We start from the raw sequence: 14240 nt of genomic DNA on the forward strand, positions 1-14240 counted from the left end.
TAAACTTTTTAAGCGCATTACGGAATCCTATAAGATTATTATTAATTTTTATAGTAGTTTTGTTACTGATCAGATTTTTGAACTACCTTTTGTCATGGCAAATATATGTACGAGAATTACGTTAATGCAAGGAAAGATGGTTTCAATTCATAAATTGAGGATTACCAATTCATAAATTGAAAGTATATTATTTAAGTATATAAATCAGTTATTCTGGTTAAAAGAGAACCTTTTAGATGAGAATATATCAACAGCAGAAAAAAAAGAACAATAATGATAGGAAACTTTTATGTCTATCTATCTCATTTTCTTGTTTAGTTTTTTTTACTAGTCTAACCGCTCAAGTAAATATTTCAATAGATTCTTTATACGATAAAACATTAGAAGAATTAGAAAAAAGTTATAATCTTTATCGGGGGGATTCATTGATGTCTAAAATATATGCTAATTCCTATTTGAAAAAAGCGAAAAAGGAGAAAGATGAATTGGTTATTGCAAATGGGTATAAATTATTATCGGAAATATCAGAAAACCCTTTAAAAATAAAGTATTTAGATAGTATAATTCACATAACAGAAGATAAACAAAATAAAAAATTCCCTAGTTTAGCTTATTTAAGAAAAGGAGTCTATTATTTTGATAATCTGGAATATAACAAGGCATTAAACTTGTATTTGGAAGCATTAAAATTCGCTAAAATTAATCGGAATAAATTTTATGAAATAGCTATAAAACATAATATAGGACTTCTAAAAAAAAATTTAGGAGAAGAAAAAGAAGCCTTAGTTTTATTTAAAGAGAATCTGAATGTAATTAAAAGTGACACAAATGATATAGATCTAAAAGGGTCACTTAACAGCACATTATTTGCTATTTCGGATTCATTTTTAAGATTAAAGTTTCCAGATTCTGCTAAGAAATATATTCATTCTGGTTTAGCTAAAAGTCATAAAAGTAATGACGAAGATTTATATACTAGTTTTTTAGCTTTAAACGGAATTCAGAATCGAATGCAAAATGATTATAAAAAAGCTCTAGACTCCTTGATCAAAGCTAAAGTACGAATTGAGCAATCCAATAATTATGAAGCGAATAAAACAATAATTTACCTTCAAATAGCCAAAGTTCTACTTAAAATCAATCGGGGAAATGAAGCAGTTTCCTATTTAAAAAAAATTGATTTTCTAACAAATGATGAAAACTTTTCCATAGACATAAGAGATAGTTATGAATTATTAATTGATTATTATAGAAGATCGAATGATAAGAATAATCAAATAAAATACTTGAATAAATTGATTCATTTTGATAGTGTTTTTAATATTAATAATAAGAATATAAAATCAAATATCGTAAGACATTATGATTATAAAGAATTAATTAATGAACGAAATACTGCTATTAATCAACTAAAGAAAAGTAAGAGAAGGTCTGATAGTGGGATCATATTGTCCTTTTTAATTATCTTCTTATTGTTAGTTTTAATTTTCTTTTACTACAGAAAAAAGAAAATTTATCAGAGTAAATTTGAAAAACTTATTGAGGAAAAGAAAATAGTAGAACCTCAAATTTCTTATCAGGAAGAAAATAATATTTCTAAGGTTTCGTCAGAACTAGATATAGATGAGGAAATAGTAAAAGATATATTATATAAATTAAAGACTTTTGAAGAAAAAAATAGATTTTTAAAATCAGGATTAAAAATGGATGCTCTAGCTAAATCATTTTGTACAAATTCAACATATTTGTCTAAAATAATCAATATAAATAAACAGAAAAACTTCAGTCAGTATATAAACGATTTAAGGATTAATTTCTGTGTAAACAAATTGAGAAATGACCCGAAATTTAGATTGTATTCGATAAAAGCTATAGCTTTTGAAGTTGGATTTACTAGTATACAATCCTTTAATCGTGCATTTTTAAAACAAACAGGAATACATGCTTCTTACTTTATAAAAAAAATTGATAATCAATAATTTAGGTGTTTTTTTTTTAAATACCATTTTATAAATTGGATCATATATAAGGCAAAATGGCAATAAAGAATGTAAAATTTTAAATAGCTTTGTGAGATAAATATTTATAAACATGAAAATAAAAAACAAGAAGAAATTAGTTTTAAAAAAAACCGTGGTATCAAATTTGGATAGGACTTCTATGCAAAGAATTAATGGAGGGGGTACTCTTACAACCTTAACAAATAATCCTACCACTGGGATTAGTATGCAGGGTACAGGAAATAATACTGCTACTAATACAGCCGGTACGGCTTAATAATTAGAATTTCAATTAAAATGGAACCATCATAGGTTCCATTTTTAAATAATTTGTACTTTGTTAGATATGTTAAGAAAGAAATTTAGGTATGTTTTCGTTTTGATATTTATTGTAAGTCTTGGTTGCAAGGATAAGCAATCAATAAACAAGAAATTTATAGGAACCACATCAAATAATTATCATGGTCAAATAATTTTTGACGAATATAGAAAACTTGAGAATTTAAAAGATTCCTCAGTAATAAAATGGTTCAAAAATCAAAGTGTAAGGAGTAATAAAATATTAGAGAATATACCTAATAGCCCCCAATTGGTTTCATTACAAAAAGAAATTTTAGGTACTCAAAATGAGTTCGTAAGTAATGTTTTAATAACGAAAAACAATAAGTTCTTTTATTTTAAAAGACTTTCAACTCAAAAATTTTCAGACCTTTATTACAAGAATGGATTAAACGGGGAAGAAACATATCTATTTGGTTCTTCGGATATAGAAAAAGATTTCTATATAAGTTATTTTCGCCCTGATTGGAACGGAAATAAAGTTATAATAGCTTTTTCAAAAAACGGAGATGAGTTTTCTGAATTGAGAGTTCTGGATGTAAAGTCGAAAACTTTATTACCTTTAAAAATTTCTAATTGTTTACCATCATATGGAGGTGCTTATTGGTCACCAAATAGCGAAGCTATATTATATAATAAGGTTAGAAATACAAAGGATAAGAAAGATGCCTATATGGATATGGAATTTATTTATCACCCTTTAAATTCATCTCCAAGAAAAATGTTTTCACGAATAAATAATCCAGATATTGAGATGAAGCCTGTGGATATTCCAATTGTATATATTGAGGATCCTGATGAGAAATTCTTTTTCGGAGCAGTAGCTGGAGCTACTATTTATCAAGATTATTATTACACTAGTATTGAAAATATTGAAAATAATAAAAAAGAATGGAAGAAACTTTTTTCCAAGAAAGATAAGGTAACATCGTTTGTAAGAGATAAAGATAGTGTGATTTATATCTCTTCTTTAAACGCTTCTAATTTTCAGATTTGTAAGACATCTTTAAGTTCTCCAGACACAAATAATCCAAGAATCATTGTTCCAATGAAAAAAAATGAGATTATTAGAAGTCTTAGGTTGATAAAGGAAGGAATAGTATATACTACAATTAAAAATGGAGTAGAAGCCAAAATTTTCCTAATAGATTCTCTTAACAAAACGAAGGAATTAACAATACCTGTTAAAGCAGGAAACATATCCGTTCAAACCAAAGGAAAAAAATATAACTATTTATCAATTATTGTTGAAGGTTGGTTAAGTGATAGAAAGAGATATGAATACGATTTTGAAGAGAAAAAATTTAAGAAAGCTGAAATTAGTAAAATAAGTAGTTATTACAATACTGATGATTTTGAAGTAAAAGAACTTGAAATCCCGTCACATGATGGGAACTCGGTTCCGTTATCTTTAATTTATAAAAAGAGTGTTGAGCTTAATAGTCACAACTCGGTTCTGATGATAGCGTATGGAGCATACGGAGTTTCTATTACTCCATCTTTTAGTGAGAAAATTTTGACTTGGGTAAGTGAAGGTGGAGTTTTTGCGGTATCTCATGTAAGAGGAGGTAGAGAAAAAGGCGATTTATGGTATAAAAATGGGTTTAAAAATACAAAGGCTAATAGTTGGAAAGATTTAATCTCAAGTGCCGAATATTTAATAGAGAAGAAATATACCTCCGAAGGTAGAATAGCTATTAATGGGGCTAGTGCGGGTGCAATAACAATTGGACGTGCTATGACTGAAAGACCAGATTTGTTTGGGGCTTCCATTATTGATGTTGGATTTCTAAATATGATAAGAGCAGAAACTGGATATAATGGAAAGAATAACACCAAGGAATTTGGAACTGTTGAAAACAAAGAAGAGTTTCAATATTTAATGGAAATGGATTCATATTATCATATTGAAAAAGGAAAAGAGTATCCTGCCTCATTAATTACATCAGGAATTAATGATTCAAGGGTTCCACCATGGCATTCTGCTAAGTTTGCTGCAAAACTTCAAGATTTTAGTGAAAATAAAACTCCTATTTTACTTAAAATAGATTTTGATACTGGCCATAGCAACACAGCAAGTGATAAACGTTTGGAAAGTGTAACTAATGTTTTATCTTTTGCATTTTGGCAAACAGGTCATCCAGATTATCAACCTAAATAGTTAAATTTTTGAAAATATCTCAGGATTGGAATTCGTTTTGTCAGTGTATTGATCTAGCCAATAAGATATACGATAGTTTTAAATTGACAGCATTAGTCAAGGCAAAAATTAAAAGCCCAAAGAGCTCAGCTGCATTATGGGCTAGAGTAGAAAATGCTGATGGAGGTATTGATTTCTTTGATGACATGACCGATAGGCGTATCCAATCGTCTCAATGGATGAAATATGTAGTTAACGGTATAATTGATATAAATTCATCTAAACTCTATTTGGGAGGATTTTGCACGAATCAAGGAGAGTTTTATTTTAAAAGCTTCAGACTTTTTTTATCAAACAAAAAAGAAACGGAGGAAGTGATAATTAATAACCCCAATTTTGATAAAGTTAAAAGTCAATTGTTAGTTCCTGGATGGACTCAAGGAATTGGTAAGAAAACACCTAATCAAATATTAGAATATAATTTTATTTCTGAAGTCTCCGAATACAATAAAGAATCTCATTTAAAAATCACTTACACTGACAATTTTAAAAACTTAAAAGATTACGATTGTGAAGTATATGAGTTACTCAGGATGTTAGAGGATGTAAGCATAAGAATGATTAGATCTATCCAAAATCTAACTATTGATCAATTGGATTATAGAATAAATCTTACATCAAACTCCATAGCCCTATTAATAATGCATATTTCCGCAGTTGAATCATTTTATCAGGTTTTTACATTTGAAAACAGGACATTCAATAATACTGAAAAAAAGAGATTTGAATCAATTTTGAAAATGGATGGTAAAGCACAAGAAACGTTTGTCAATTTGAATATTGAGTACTACATTTCTTATTTTCATGAGATTAGAAGCAAAACTCTAGAAAATTTTAAGAAAAAAAGTAATGGTTGGTTAAAAAATAGACCATCCATCTCTGATAAAAACAACCATTATCACTGGCTTCATGTATTAGAACACCAATCTTATCACATTGGGCAAATTGAATTATTGAAGAAATTAATAAATTAATAACTGGTAATCTATTTGCTTAAATATCATGATTTTCTTTGAAAGAATAAATTTGACTATACAATTCATAATCATAATAAAGGGAATTCAATACTAATAAAAGTAATATCATGGCAAAAATCACTAAGCTATTTGTACTCATTGTACTTATATATCAATATCAAGGTGTAGCACAAACCAAGAAAGTATCTAGAAATTGGGCTTCTTTCGTACAATCTATAGAGATAAAAACCGACAAGAAAACGAAATTTAAACTTCAGGGTTGGGTTAAAGTTATAGGAAATGAAAAAGACCCTAACGTAAAAGCAGGACTATGGGTTCGTGTTGATACTAAAAATAATGAAACAGCTTTTTTCGACAATATGAGCGACCGACCTATTACTGACAATATATGGCAACAATATGAAATTGTTGGTGAGCTGGATCAGAAAGCTGATAAACTAAACTTTGGAGGAATTGTTCATTACAACGGAACATTCTATTTTGATGATTTCAAATTATACTTAGAAGACGAGAATGGAAACCTTAAGCAGGTTAATATAGAAAATGGAGGATTCGAGAAAGATGATTTCTCAAACAGTTGGTATAAAGGAATAAGAATAAATAATGAGGTAGTTATTAAAGAATTTGAATATAATTTATCCGCAGATCATAAGGAAGGAGAACAATCAATTAAGATAACAGGAAGAAATATACCTAAACGACTATCCAAAGAACAACTAAAAACCTGGTATCATAAAGATTATATTAATGACTCAGTCCCCGGAATAAGTTTAGAAAAAGCATATAATAAAATTTTAAAATCTAAAAAAGGGAAAGAGATTATTGTAGCGGTTCTGGACACAAAATTAGATATACATCACGAAGATTTAAAGAATCAAATATGGTATAATAAAAACGAAATCCCTAATAACGGTATTGATGATGATAAAAATGGATATATAGACGATATCAACGGCTGGGATTTCCTCAGTAATACAAGCGGTAGCTTTGTCTCTTACGCACCTCTTGAAAGTACGCGGATTGTAAAAAAGTATATTGCTCTTTTTAGTGGTAAAAAAAATAATCAAATCCCGAATGATCAAATAAAAGCTTATCAACTATATACTTCAGCCTTTCTAAAATGGAAAAATGATATTGCAGAAAACAAAGAAACCTTAAAAAACATGAAACTATGGAAACTTGCTGTTGTTAATTGTAAATCCTTTTTAGATAGTATATCGCCAAAAAAAGAGTACAAGATTGTAGACATAGATAGTTTATTAACGGTTTATAAAAAAGACTCAGTTATCCAGCACATGTTATATGGATATAGAAATTCTATTGAGTATGAACTTACAGAAAGTTATATGGACAAGTATATCAAGGATTTGAATAAAGAAAAAGAAATTACACTTAATCTTAATTATAACGAGAGAGAAATATCGGGAGATGACATTAACAATATTGGAGATTACACTTATGGTAGTCCAATAGTTGATGGAGATGTCCCGTTTCATCATTCCACAGCAGTATCAGGAACCCTAGGCGCAAATCGTGCTAATGACATAGGAATTCAAGGTTTTTCTAATCAAATTAAGATAATGCCCGTGGTAATGGTAGCAAGTGGAGATGAACACGACAAAGATGTTGCTTTAGCCATACGCTATGCAGTGGATAATGGTGCTAAGATTATAAATATGAGTTGGGGAAAAACACTTTCATCAAACGAGGAATGGGTAAATGATGCAATAAAATATGCAGCAGACAAAGATGTTTTATTGATTAAAGCGGGAGGAAATAATAACACTAACAATGATATAATTAAGTATTACTTGAATGATTATGATGATACTGAAAAGGAATTTGTTGATAATCTTATTGTTGTTGGTGCGAGTAGTTGGAATATTCAAAATCTTAAAGCTAATTTTTCAAATTATGGTAAAAAACATATAGATGTTTTTGCTCCCGGAGTAGATATGTATACCACAGAGTATGGAACTGATAAATATACAACTACAGGAGGAACTTCTCTTGCGTCTCCTGTTGTATCAGGAATTGCAGCCTTAATAAGGTCCTATTATCCAAAATTATCGGCCAAACAAGTAAAAAAAATACTTCTGGATTCTGGAAGTTCCTTTGACGTTAAGGTTGAAATCAAACAAGAAGATGGCACAAAAAAAATAGTCGCTTTTTCAGAATTATCAAAATCCGGTAAGATTGTAAACGCTTACAACGCTTTACTACTAGCAGAAAAAATATCTAATCAAACGAATTAAACATTATGCAAACCATTCAAAAAAATAATAAGTTATTACTACTTGTATTCTTCTTTATTTGCATTTCGCTTATAAATAACACTTCTTATTTTGATCAACAGACTAAATTGTATCTGGCTATAGGTTGCGCTGTAATTGCTATCTCGTTCTTGATCTTTTATTGGTCTAAGAAGGAGAATAGAGAATCTTATAAAAACAATACATTTAAAAATAAAATAGGCATTCTTATTGGAGCTGTCGCTGTGACTTTAGTGATATATGTTTACCAGATGATATAACGTAAAACTACTACTAGTTACTTGCTCCCTTTAAATATTGCTCAATTTTGCTTATTTCTTTAGTTTGTTGTGGAGCATTATAATTCAACCAAAACTCTGCATTGTATTCGCTTGAGTGATTTTCTATACTACTATCAGAATTCATATTTCGAGTAAATGGGTATTTCTCTACATTATCTACAATGATTTTGTTTACGAACAATTCTTTTTTTGGTTCTTTTACGAATAGTAATTTACTAGGAGTTTTAGTATCATAAATATTCCAGGTATCTTCTTCCCTTTGATATTTTTAAGTACATTTTGTTCTTATATTTCTGATACTCAAAAATTACATTATAATACAGCTGTTCTCCTCCATGTGTCAATCTTCTTTTCCATGATTTTCCTTTATGTGCAGTTCGCGTAAGCTCCATTCTTACAAAGGCAAAAGATTCTGTATCTATGTATAGTGTTGCTTTCTGAAAAGGTACATCCATTCCTTTTATTTTATATACATACTTCCGATTATAAGGTAAGATATCCTCCAGTTCATATTTCCAACCATTTTTCCCTTTGATGGGTCCATAATCAAATCTTATAAAATCATCTTCTATTAAGTCTATAATTGAATTTTTTCTTTCCCACTGTTTGTTCCAAGGATTTTTTTCTGCGATGTAACTATTTCTGATAGCCACTAATTCTACTTTCGCTTCAATTTCTTTATCTGTTGGCTGATTATAGAATTTAGCCGCACATTCTAGATATTCTACATATGTACTATCTTCTTTTTGCAAATCACGAACAAAACCTTCTAGAATATAGGACTGATCAGGATAGTTATTAGCAATCTCCTGATATGCCTTTTTTACAATTTGTTTTGCCGATAGTTTTTTCTTTTTGGTCGTTGTGATCACCACCTCACTCAGCGCACTTACTTCTGCACTTAGAAATATTTGCTGATCAGAATTAAAATCATCAACGTTTTTCTCTATAGAACCATACCCCAAACTAGATATTATGATTACACCACTTTCTTTATTAGAGATATGAAAAACAAACTTTCCTTCTTCATTAGATATTGTGCCAATTGCCTGCCCTTTTAGGTAAATAGAAGCAAATGTTATTGGTTTGTTGTTTTCTTTATCTAAAACTTTCCCAGTGATAGTTTTGTTGTTACTTTGAGCCATAATAACAACTGTACACAAAAAGATACTGATCGAAATAATAAGTTTAATAATTGTATGCATAGCATGATGACGAGTCAAAACTAATTTTGTTACTTTTTATTAATCCAATTTTGAACTTCAATTTTTATTTTCTCTAATTCTAATCCGATTTCATATTCTTTATTATTTTTCTTTCTTGATCTCGCATTCTCTAGATTCAAATAGACTTCATAAAATTCCATTAAAGCTTCTAAATAAAACCTTTCTTTTAGATATATAAGCATTTTATAAACAGCTCTTTGAATTTTGTTTTCTTTTAATAAGTTCTGTATTTCATCAATTATAGTTTTAGAGATTTCAAGCTCTTTCCAATATTTAGTATTGTCCAAGAAAGATTGTGTGGATAAAACTAACCTACAAGTTTCCTGTTTTTTCAATAAAAAAGAAAGACACTTTATCTTCTGACTTAAAGACATTTCACTACTTACATCTTTCTTTAGCAAACTCCTTAATTTTTGACCTTGTTCATAACCTGTTCCAAAACCAATATAATATTCAGTCCCAGGAGATGTATAATACTCAGGGATTTCAATATTCTTCATTCCAAAAGTTAGCATATACTCTGTAATACTAATAGCACTATTTAGGCCTGTAATTCGACCTACAAGTATTTCTTTGGCTGTAGGATGCAGCATTCCCCCCATCTTATTTATAAATATTAAATTTAGTTAATTATTGATTGACATTAATAAACCTACCTATATCGTGCGATAAATTTATTCTGTAAATTAGTTATTGTACAACCTTACTAATCTGAACAATCGGTTTAATATTAGTATAGTTTGGGATATCACCTCTAATTTTTGCAGCGTTTGGTCCGAACGAGTTTTGATAATCCACAAGGTTTTCAAAATATAAATATCCAATGGCTAGATAAGGAATTGGATCATTTGATGTTCGCCCTGATAATCCCTTATCAATCTCTAACCTCTTTAACGAATCTCCGAATAGATCTATCAACATTGGCATATGTTTATTAGCGTAATAATCCATGTCAAATGTTTTTCCAGTATCATTAGGATATAGTATTGTCACTTTAATCATCCCTTTTTTAGGTTGGGACTTATCCGAAGTATTAGCATCTTCGCAACTTACAAGAAACAATGTAATCCCAAAAACCAGAAAGATTATCTTATTTTTCATATTGATATTTTTATAGCTATTCCTACTCATAATACACACCTATAACATAGTAGGTTTGCATTTTGAAAGTACTACAAATTTACCCGTATAACAAATCTCCCGGAATACTAAACTGGATTTGGGATTCGCATTAATGGATATAGCAACTATATTAAGATAACACCCATCATATTTACATTATTACAGATTATACTTTACGCTAAAAATCCAATATCTTGGCTGAACCACATAACTAGAAGTACTATTAAATAATTCATTGAAACTATCTCTATTGATACTTTCCGTATCTAATAAGTTGGTAACGGAAAATTTATATTCCCATTTACTATCTGGTTTCTGATAAAACACCTCCGCATCCCAAAAGCTATATTCGTTTAAGGTAGTTTCGGTATCTCGGTAATTATAATAACTATAGGAAGATTTCAGTAAAAATCCTTTAGCAAAGGACCAATCTAACCTAGCAAAAGGACGGCTCGTATAAAAAGTGCTTTCCGCGCCATTATTATCATAATCATTAACGGTGATACTATATCCTAGATCAAAGTTTGGTCCTTTCTTAAAATTTGTGGACCATTCAGTTTGATACGTTTGTGTAAGACTTATACTCTCACTAGGAAGTGTGTTTACTATATTATTAAAACTAGACCAACTTACATTAGCACTTAAATTTCCTTTAATCTTACCAAAAGTTCTGGTAAAATTACCACTACCTGATAGCACTTGATCTGCAAGATTAGAATTAATCGGTGTGTTTACTCGATTAATACCAGATACAATACTTGTGTTCTTAATAGGGTTACGTCTATTGGTATAACTTAATCTAGCAAAAATATTAGTGTAATTAAACATATTAAAACTAAAATAGTTCAAAGAGTAATTATCATATAAAGCATTCTCCAAACTTCTGTTCCCTTGGGATAATGAATTATAATTATTAAAAACATATCCTTCTGCTAGATTATTTATATCTGTATAATTTGCTGTGATCGAATAATTAAAACGTAAACTCTCACTCTTTTTAAACTGCACTAAAGCGAAGAAGTCCGGTAATACCTGCCACTCATTCTGGCTATTGGTAGTCCCCAATTGTTCATCCTTTAGATCATAGTTATGAATACTAACTCCAGGATTAAAAGTAAAGATTCCGGTAATAAACTTATAATGTACTCCAGCATATAGATCATTAAAATTATACTTGACATCATTAGTAAATTCTTCCGACTCAAAACTGTTTTGATCACCATCATCTAAAATTTGAAAAATATCAGAGTCAAAATTCTGCGTACTTAAGGTAGATCCTATTGTAAAATTAAGATTACTCTTTTTATTCAATACATAGTAATAATCCAATTTTGCGTCTAATTTACTGGTAGTTACATTTTTTTGTTGATTGACATTATATCGTTCTGAAGCTTCTAAAGGATCAAATGTATCTGAGTTTGGATCATCAGGATCGTTGATTTGAGTAAAAACTCCTCTAAAAGGTATTTCGGACCTAATTGCATTGTAAAACGGATCTTCTTCCTGAAATAAATGTTGTGCTTCAAAAGAGAAAATATTTTTTGAATTTAGTGTATAATATGCATTTAAATTCTGTTGTACGGAAAAGGGATCATTCTCTAACCGTTCGTTTATATCTTCAGAAATATCATCTCTTACAGAAAGAAAAGTATCATCCTCTTCTTGTTGAGAAAGTTTACCAAAAACATCATAATCCAATCGAAAATTATTATTAGGTCTATAACTAGCACTTAATTTTAGTAACCCTAAGGTGCTTCTTTGTTCTGTATTATCAAAAGTTTCCTCTATAGTATTATCCGTAGGATCAGCAGTATCATCGATATACGTTCTTCTTGTATTAGTAATTAAATCTGTTTTAGTATTACTAACAATTCCGTATCCACTAATATCTAATGTTTTACTGGCAGACATACTAAAATTAGCAGCTCCAAACTTGGTATTTATTTCATTTGCGCGATCATTCTGTAATACCGCAAATGCCAGATCATCACTCGTTATATTAAACGAAGTGCCACCTCTGCCCAAATTCCTAAAACCTCCTGTAAAATTAAAATAATCCCTTCTAGTAAATGGGACTTCTCCTATGTCATTAAAATCGGTTAAGATATTAATACTGTATTTTGGATTATAATAAAACAATTTTGGTTTTACCAAATATCGTTCTGTTTCTCCAACTCCTGCTCCAACAGTTACATCTCCAAACCAAAAATTCTTTTTACCTTCTTTTAATTTAATATTAATCGCTACCTGATCTTGATTATTTCGAAGACCTCGCATTTGACCTACATCCTCATAATTTCTCAATACTTCTACCTTATCTAGGGCATCTGCTGGAATATTTTTTGTAGCCAGTTTAGAATCTCCATCAAAAAAATCTTTCCCTTCTATCATCACTTTAGAAACTGTCTTTCCCTCTACTTCTATTTCCCCATCATCATTTACTTCTATCCCAGGTAGTTTATCTAAAACATCTCCTAATTTTTTCTCATTACCGTTAGTAAATGAATCTGTATTATAGACCAATGTATCCCCTTTTACTACGACGGGTATCTCATAAACAATTTCTACCTCATCAAGGCTATTTTCTTCGGATGTCATCTCGAAATCTACCTTTACATCTTCCACATTCACAGTAATAGTTCTATCTTTTGCAGAAAGCCCGATAAAGCTTACTTTAAGCAAGTAAGTTTCATTAGCCGGAACTGATAGACCATATTTTCCATTGCTATTGGTGATACCATAAGCTGTCATGGTATTGTCCGTTTTCTTATAGGCTATTACATTTGCCATTTCTAATGGATTACCTACGGAGTCTTTTACAAATCCAGTAATTTTAACTTTCTGTGCAGACATAGTCATCCCTACCAACAGTATGGCATATAGTATCTTTTGTTTCATTTTTTTTGATTGATTTTTTAAAAGAATTTTAATTTCTACGTCCTCCGCCTAAGCCTCCTCTTCCTCTTCGTTGGGTACTGAATTGTTCTATCATCTCTTCTACTTTCTTCTTCGTGATTTCGTCAAACTCAGCTTGTGATACATCTTTTCCTTTTTTTGGCGCTTTGATTTCTTCTTTTTCATCCGCATTTAACACTATTTTATTGCACAATAATGTTGTTCTTCCTTCTTGTACTTCCAAAATTAAACCTGGTAATCCCCAATAAGATCCTGGACCTTGGTTAACTGGAATTTCTGGTGTATACCAAGCTGTAACTTCAATTTCTTTTGGCATTTCCGGTGTATCTTGAGCATTATCAGCATTTGCCTGATCATCTGCTCCATTTTCTCTTTGTTCTCTTTGTTGTCTACCCCTTCTTCTCATGGCTCTCCAGTCCATAACTTCACTCACTTTTTTGGTCGTAGTTGCCTTAAAACAAGTGTAGTTTCCAATTTTCTTGGTCTCATTTACTAAGGTCCAATTGTATGTCTCTAATGAATCTTTAATCAAGAAGTTTTTTCCATAAAATTCACGTTGATCATAATACTGACCATCCTTTATATTTTTATAGTAGTTATTAGATGTAAAACCCGAAAGCATAGCTCCCCATCTTCCACCACCTCCTGACGCATCTAATTGTGCTTCTTCTTTATAAGTGGCAGCGCTCTTATTAAAAGTAAGTACAAACGTTTTTTCCATAGCAGATTTCATTCTGTCGGCAATAGCTTTTTTCTGGTCTTCAGACATTTGTCGTCCTCCAAAATCCATATCCATTCCTGTTTTGCTGAAATAATAGGCTTTTCCCTGAAAATCCTGTGCGATTGTTAAAGAGGTTATAAGAATAGTAACCCATGTACATATAGTCTTCATATTAGGCAGTTTTA

Annotated in this window: 12 protein-coding genes; 6 read left to right on the forward strand and 6 right to left on the reverse strand. The window is 30.1% G+C overall.

The features are described 5' to 3' along the window. Positions 1-236: 236 nt before the first annotated feature. The 6 genes from BMY33_RS09060 (at position 237) to BMY33_RS09085 (ending at position 8049) form a co-directional block, all read left to right on the forward strand. Positions 237-1979 carry a helix-turn-helix domain-containing protein gene (locus BMY33_RS09060; protein WP_091407690.1) on the forward strand — a complete coding sequence of 581 codons (1743 nt, stop codon included), beginning with the start codon at positions 237-239 and terminating at the stop codon, positions 1977-1979. 112 nt (positions 1980-2091) lie between these two features. Then, positions 2092-2277 carry a class I lanthipeptide gene (locus tag BMY33_RS09065; RefSeq protein WP_091407692.1) on the forward strand — a complete coding sequence of 62 codons (186 nt, stop codon included), beginning with the start codon at positions 2092-2094 and terminating at the stop codon, positions 2275-2277. A 69-nt stretch (positions 2278-2346) separates the two neighbouring features. Then, the gene (locus BMY33_RS09070; RefSeq protein WP_091407693.1) at positions 2347-4500 is read left to right on the forward strand and encodes a prolyl oligopeptidase family serine peptidase; all 2154 of its coding nucleotides are present in this window, start codon (positions 2347-2349) and stop codon (positions 4498-4500) included. 8 nt (positions 4501-4508) lie between these two features. Continuing rightward, complete coding sequence (locus tag BMY33_RS09075) at positions 4509-5513, forward strand: DinB family protein (RefSeq protein WP_139195621.1); 1005 nt, start codon at positions 4509-4511, stop codon at positions 5511-5513. A 110-nt stretch (positions 5514-5623) separates the two neighbouring features. Beyond that, positions 5624-7771: a S8 family serine peptidase gene (locus BMY33_RS09080; RefSeq protein ID WP_091407697.1), complete on the forward strand. Its 2148-nt coding sequence runs from the start codon at positions 5624-5626 to the stop codon at positions 7769-7771. A 5-nt stretch (positions 7772-7776) separates the two neighbouring features. Beyond that, positions 7777-8049 carry a hypothetical protein gene (locus BMY33_RS09085; RefSeq protein ID WP_091407698.1) on the forward strand — a complete coding sequence of 91 codons (273 nt, stop codon included), beginning with the start codon at positions 7777-7779 and terminating at the stop codon, positions 8047-8049. A gap of 13 nt (positions 8050-8062) precedes the next feature. On the opposite strand, the gene BMY33_RS09090 is transcribed toward BMY33_RS09085, so the two are convergent. The 6 genes from BMY33_RS09090 to BMY33_RS09115 form a co-directional block, all read right to left on the reverse strand. After that, on the reverse strand, positions 8063-8251 hold the full coding sequence (locus BMY33_RS09090; RefSeq protein WP_091407700.1) for a hypothetical protein: 189 nt from the start codon (positions 8249-8251) through the stop codon (positions 8063-8065). Between the two features lie 49 nt (positions 8252-8300). Next, complete coding sequence (locus BMY33_RS09095) at positions 8301-9215, reverse strand: carboxypeptidase-like regulatory domain-containing protein (protein ID WP_170837047.1); 915 nt, start codon at positions 9213-9215, stop codon at positions 8301-8303. 89 nt (positions 9216-9304) lie between these two features. Next, the gene (locus BMY33_RS09100; RefSeq protein ID WP_091407703.1) at positions 9305-9898 is read right to left on the reverse strand and encodes a hypothetical protein; all 594 of its coding nucleotides are present in this window, start codon (positions 9896-9898) and stop codon (positions 9305-9307) included. A gap of 88 nt (positions 9899-9986) precedes the next feature. Continuing rightward, entirely contained in the window at positions 9987-10397 is a 411-nt protein-coding gene (locus BMY33_RS09105) for an EthD family reductase (protein WP_091407705.1), read from the reverse strand. A gap of 180 nt (positions 10398-10577) precedes the next feature. Further along, positions 10578-13316, reverse strand: a complete 2739-nt coding sequence (locus BMY33_RS09110) for a carboxypeptidase regulatory-like domain-containing protein (protein WP_091407706.1) — start codon at positions 13314-13316, stop codon at positions 10578-10580. Between the two features lie 28 nt (positions 13317-13344). Then, complete coding sequence (locus tag BMY33_RS09115; RefSeq protein ID WP_091407708.1) at positions 13345-14226, reverse strand: GLPGLI family protein; 882 nt, start codon at positions 14224-14226, stop codon at positions 13345-13347. Positions 14227-14240: the final 14 nt, after the last annotated feature.

Origin of the sequence: Aquimarina amphilecti (assembly GCF_900109375.1) — a bacterium.
Taxonomy (GTDB): Bacteria; Bacteroidota; Bacteroidia; order Flavobacteriales; family Flavobacteriaceae; genus Aquimarina; species Aquimarina amphilecti.

Excerpts from the sequence above, each read along its gene's own strand:
- BMY33_RS09115 (WP_091407708.1), bottom strand. The coding sequence starts at position 14,226 with ATGAAGACTATATGTACATGGGTTACTATTCTTATAACCTCTTTAACA.
- BMY33_RS09080 (WP_091407697.1), top strand. The coding sequence starts at position 5,624 with ATGGCAAAAATCACTAAGCTATTTGTACTCATTGTACTTATATATCAA.
- BMY33_RS09085 (WP_091407698.1), top strand. The coding sequence starts at position 7,777 with ATGCAAACCATTCAAAAAAATAATAAGTTATTACTACTTGTATTCTTC.
- BMY33_RS09100 (WP_091407703.1), bottom strand. The coding sequence starts at position 9,898 with ATGGGGGGAATGCTGCATCCTACAGCCAAAGAAATACTTGTAGGTCGA.
- BMY33_RS09060 (WP_091407690.1), top strand. The coding sequence starts at position 237 with ATGAGAATATATCAACAGCAGAAAAAAAAGAACAATAATGATAGGAAA.
- BMY33_RS09095 (WP_170837047.1), bottom strand. The coding sequence starts at position 9,215 with ATGGCTCAAAGTAACAACAAAACTATCACTGGGAAAGTTTTAGATAAA.
- BMY33_RS09105 (WP_091407705.1), bottom strand. The coding sequence starts at position 10,397 with ATGAAAAATAAGATAATCTTTCTGGTTTTTGGGATTACATTGTTTCTT.
- BMY33_RS09070 (WP_091407693.1), top strand. The coding sequence starts at position 2,347 with ATGTTAAGAAAGAAATTTAGGTATGTTTTCGTTTTGATATTTATTGTA.
- BMY33_RS09065 (WP_091407692.1), top strand. The coding sequence starts at position 2,092 with ATGAAAATAAAAAACAAGAAGAAATTAGTTTTAAAAAAAACCGTGGTA.
- BMY33_RS09110 (WP_091407706.1), bottom strand. The coding sequence starts at position 13,316 with ATGAAACAAAAGATACTATATGCCATACTGTTGGTAGGGATGACTATG.